This is a genomic window from Mesorhizobium sp. M7A.F.Ca.CA.002.15.2.1 (assembly GCF_003998715.1).
GTDB classification, from domain to species: domain Bacteria; phylum Pseudomonadota; class Alphaproteobacteria; order Rhizobiales; family Rhizobiaceae; genus Mesorhizobium; species Mesorhizobium ciceri.
This window is the reverse complement of the sequence record NZ_RZPI01000492.1, coordinates 1-4,365: the sequence shown is the minus strand read 5'-3', so window position 1 is coordinate 4,365 and position 4,365 is coordinate 1. Positions and strand designations below refer to the sequence as shown.

Sequence of the window (4,365 nt, the reverse complement as noted above, 5' to 3'; positions counted from 1 at the left end):
CCGCAGCGACCGCCCGGCTGATTGCCGCGCCCCGAAAAGAGCGGGGGTCACACCAATTCCACTTCGACCACGCCCGGCACCGCGCGCATCGCCGAGGCGATCTGCGGCGAGATACGGTAGCGGTTCGGCAGCTCTATCTCGATTTCACCCTCGCCTTCTTCCTTGATCAGCACGAAACTGACCTGGCCTTCGCCCCTGACGGTCAGTTGGCCGGCCAGCGTGTTGATCGGCGTGGCGTTGCGCACGAAGATACGCAGCGCCTTCTGGATGCGACTTGCCTCATCCTCCAGCGACTGCACCGAGTTGATGCGCAGATTGACGCCTTCCGGCCTGTCCTCGGCCGCAACGGTGATGACGACGGAGCGGCCGGCCTCGAGCAGGTCGCGATACTGTGCCAGTCCTTCCGAAAACAGCACGGCTTCGTACTGGCCTGACGTATCCGAAAAGGCGATGACGCCCATCTTGTTGCCGGTGCGCGTCTTGCGTTCCTGCTTGGATGTCACCGTGCCGGCCAGGCGGCCGGCGGCGGCACCGCGTTTGACGGCCGCCGAGAACTCGGCCCACGTTTGCACCCGCATCTTCTGCAGGGCCGCCTTGTACTCGTCGAGCGGGTGGGCCGAGAGGTAAAAGCCGACCACCTGGAATTCACGGTGCAGCCGGTCGGCGGCGAGCCACGGCTCTGTCGCCGGCAGATTGAGTGCCTGCGACTGGGCGCCGAGCGAGGCGCCGAAGATGTCGTGCTGTCCGGAAACCGGGTTCTGCTGCGCCAGCAACGCCAGCCCCATCATGCGTTCCACGCCCGCCATCATCGACGCGCGGTCGTGGCCGAAGCAGTCGAGCGCGCCGGCCATGATCAGGCTTTCGAAGACGCGCTTGCCGACGATCTTGGGATCGACCCGCTCGCAGAAATCGGCGAGGTTCTTGAACGGCTTTTCGCCACGCTGGGCAACGATGTGCTCGACCGCCGCGTCGCCGACGCCCTTGAGCGCTGCCAGCGAATAATAGATGCGGTTCTCACCGACCTCGAAGGGGCGAAAGCTCGATGTCACCGACGGCGCCAGAACCTCGATGCCGAGGCGCAGCGCGTCCTGGCGGAAATCGGCGAGCTTGTCGGTGTTGCCCATGTCGAGCGTCATCGACGCCGCCAGGAACTCGACCGGATAATGCGCCTTGAGATAGGCGGTCTGGTATGAAACCACCGCATAGGCGGCGGCGTGCGATTTGTTGAAACCATAGTCAGCGAACTTGGCCAGCAGGTCGAAAATGAAGTCGGCTTGCGGCTTGCCGACGCCACGCTCGACCGCGCCGGAGACGAAGCGCTCGCGCTGCTTGTCCATCTCGGCGCGAATCTTCTTGCCCATGGCGCGGCGCAGCAGATCGGCTTCGCCGAGCGAGTAGCCCGACAGCTCCTGCGCGATCTGCATCACCTGTTCCTGGTAGACGATGACGCCTTGCGTCTCCTTCACCAGATGGTCGATCTTGGGATGGATCGAGGCCATCTCCTCCTCGCCATGCTTGCGGGCGTTGTAGGTCGGGATGTTTTCCATCGGGCCGGGTCGATACAGTGCGACCAGCGCGATGATGTCCTCGATGCAGTCGGGCCGCATGCCGATCAGCGCCTTGCGCATGCCGGCACTTTCCACCTGGAACACGCCGACCACTTCGCCGCGCGACAGCATGGCGTAGGTCTCGGGATCGTCGAGCGGGATGGTTGCCAGGTCGATCTCGATGCCGCGCCGGCGGATCAGCTTCACCGCCGTCTCCAGCACGGTCAGCGTCTTCAGGCCGAGGAAGTCGAACTTCACCAGTCCGGCCTGCTCGACATATTTCATGTTGAACTGGGTGACGGGCATGTCCGAGCGCGGATCGCGGTACATCGGCACCAGCTCCGAGAGCGGCCGGTCGCCGATGACGATGCCGGCGGCGTGCGTCGAGGCATGGCGGTAGAGGCCTTCCAGCTTCTGCGCCATGTCGAGCAGCGTCTGAACGATCGGCTCCCTCTCGGCCTCTTCGGCAAAGCGCGGCTCGTTGGCGATGGCGTCGGCGAGCTTGACCGGATTGGCCGGGTTCTGCGGCACCATCTTGGAGAGCTTGTCGACCTGGCCATAGGGCATTTGCAGGACGCGGCCGACGTCGCGCAGCACGGCGCGCGCCTGCAGCGTACCGAAGGTGATGATCTGGCCGACCTGGTCGCGGCCGTATTTCTGCTGGACGTAGCGGATGACCTCCTCGCGCCGATCCTGGCAGAAGTCGATGTCGAAGTCGGGCATCGACACGCGGTCGGGATTGAGGAAGCGCTCGAACAGCAGCGAGAAGCGCAGCGGATCAATGTCGGTGATGGTGGTCGAATAGGCGACCAGCGAGCCTGCGCCCGAACCGCGGCCAGGCCCGACCGGAATGCCTTGCGCCTTGGCCCATTTGATGAAGTCGGCAACGATCAGGAAGTAGCCGGGAAACTTCATCTTGGTGATGATGCCAAGCTCGAAGTTCAACCGCTCGCGGTATTGCTCGACCGTATAGCCCGCGGTCGGGCCATGCATGGCAAGGCGCGCGTCGAGCCCCTCATGGGCCTGGCGGGCCAGTTCGTCGGCTTCCGCCTGCACGGCGGCGTCATTGTCGGCGACATCGCCGCCGGTGAAGCGCGGCAGGATCGGATTGCGGTTCTTCGGGTAATAGGAGCAGCGCAGCGCGATCTCGACAGTGTTGTCGATCGCCTCCGGCAGGTCGGCAAAGAGCCTTGCCATATCGGCCTGGCTGCGCAGGAAATTGTCGGGCGACAGCCGGCGGCGGTTGTCGGCGGCAACGACCGATCCCTCGGCAATGGCAATCAGCGCGTCATGTGCGTCATAGTCGTCGCGAGAGGAAAAGAACGCCTCGTTGGTGGCGACCAGCGGCAGTTCATGGGCATAGGCCAGATCGATCGAGGATTTTTCGATCACGCGATCATAACCGGAAACCCGATCAAGCTCGACATAGAGCCGGTCGCCGAACATCTCCTTGAGAGTCAGAAGCCGGGCTTCGGCCAGATCGCGGCGATCTTCCTTGAGCGCGGTGCCGATCGGTCCGCGCGGTCCGCCGCTGAGGCAGATCAACCCGTCACAATAGCCTTCCATCATTTCCGTGGTCAGGTGCACGGCTTCGCCCGGCGGCGTTTCGAGGTAGACGCGGCTGACCAGCCTGACCAGATTGGAATAGCCCGCCTCGGTCGCGGCAAGCAGAACGACCGGCCGCATATCGGGACCTTGCCGTCGGCGGTCGCGCTGGCCATCGCTGTTTTCGCCGGAAAAGGCGAGCGCCGTCTGGCAGCCGATGATCGGCTGGATGCCGTCCTTCACCGCCTTCTGCGCGAATTCGAGCGCGCCAAACAGGTTGTTGGTGTCGGTAACGGCGATGGCCGGGGCTTCGTCCTTGACCGCATGAGCCACCACCTTGCCGATCTGCAAGGCGCCTTCCAGCAGCGAATAGGCCGAATGCACGAGCAAATGGACGAAGGGCCGCGCCGGGGCCTCCGGCCGCGCCGCAGCAATCGCCGCTTCTCGCTTCAAGGGATCGCGGGGGAGTTTTTCGTCGGCCATGGTGCTGCGTGAAGGTCCTTGAGTCGATGGAGATGTATTGTCCGGGACCGCGCGATGCCAGTCCAGCACAAACCACTGCTGATCACAGGCTGCCTGCCCGGCTAGCCCTAAGCAAACTCCATGATCACAGCGTCGACAGCCAGGCTGTCGCCAGGCTTGGCGTTGAGTTTGGAGACGACAAGGTCGCGTTCGGCACGCAGCACGTTTTCCATCTTCATCGCTTCGACCACCGCCAATGTCTCGCCTGCCTTGACCTCCTGGCCTTCGGCAACGGCAATCGACACGACAAGGCCAGGCATCGGGCAAAGCAGCAGCTTCGACGTGTCCGGCGCCACCTTTTCGGGCATCAGCCTTTCCAGTTCGGCGGTGCGCGGCAGCATGGCGCGCGCGGTCACCGACATGCCTTTCCAGGCGATGCGAAAGCCATTGGCGACCGGCCTGACCTGAGCCGTAACCTTGCGCTTGCCGACCGTACCGCGCCAGACCAGATCGCCCGGCCGCCAGCCGGATGCAACGGTCAGCGCCTTGCCGCCCGCGATCGACAGATCGACTTCCATCGGAATGGAAATCATGCCCTCGATGATGGACGCCGACAGATAGTCATCATCGATCTTCACGACCCAGTCGCGCTTCAGCGCTCCCGAATGCGGCGCCAGGCGCCCGCCCAGCCGGTCAAGCCGATCACGTCGCAGCAGTTCCACTGCGGTCGCGATCGACGCCAGCACCGCTTTCTCGTCGTCGTTCGGCACGACCGGCGCGAAACCGTCGGGATATTCCTCCGATATGAAAG

At 64.0% G+C, this 4,365-nt stretch carries 2 protein-coding genes; both read right to left on the bottom strand.

The features are described from left to right. Positions 1–47 precede the first annotated feature (47 nt). Positions 48–3,575 carry a DNA polymerase III subunit alpha gene (gene dnaE, locus ENZ74_RS23450; protein ID WP_127313017.1) on the bottom strand — a complete coding sequence of 1,176 codons (3,528 nt, stop codon included), beginning with the start codon at positions 3,573–3,575 and terminating at the stop codon, positions 48–50. A gap of 107 nt (positions 3,576–3,682) precedes the next feature. Further along, the coding region (locus ENZ74_RS23445; protein WP_127313016.1) for a biotin/lipoyl-containing protein at positions 3,683–4,365 on the bottom strand (683 nt) is incomplete at its 5' end.

Excerpts from the sequence above, each read along its gene's own strand:
- dnaE (WP_127313017.1), bottom strand. The coding sequence starts at position 3,575 with ATGGCCGACGAAAAACTCCCCCGCGATCCCTTGAAGCGAGAAGCGGCG.